The sequence below is a fragment of the Asaia sp. SF2.1 genome (assembly GCF_000505765.1).
GTDB lineage: Bacteria > Pseudomonadota > Alphaproteobacteria > Acetobacterales > Acetobacteraceae > Asaia > Asaia bogorensis.
This window is the reverse complement of sequence record NZ_AYXS01000048.1, coordinates 52,719-52,987: the sequence shown is the minus strand read 5'-3', so window position 1 is coordinate 52,987 and position 269 is coordinate 52,719. Positions and strand designations below refer to the sequence as shown.

Annotated in this window: 1 protein-coding gene; it reads right to left on the bottom strand. The window is 62.1% G+C overall.

The window, feature by feature from the left end; genetic code table 11:
- Nucleotides 1–269 (bottom strand): cupin domain-containing protein (locus P792_RS37145; protein WP_031241410.1); only part of this gene is annotated, 269 nt, incomplete at both ends.

The following is a 269-nucleotide window of genomic DNA, read 5'->3' as shown; positions in this document are numbered from 1 at the left end:
ATTGTTCGTCGCTCACCTTATCCAGCCATCGGGTGGAAACACCCTCGACGCTCTCGGTAATCGCGACATGGCTCATCGCGCATAGCGCCGAGGCACCGTGCCAGTGTTTCTCATCGGGCTCGAAAAACACGATATCGCCGGGACGCACTTCCTCTATCGCGCCGCCGTCGCGCTGCACCCAGCCCAGCCCGGAAAGCACCAGAATGGTCTGTCCCTTGGGGTGCGTATGCCAGGCCGTACGGGCACCGGGCTCGAAAGTGACCGTTGCA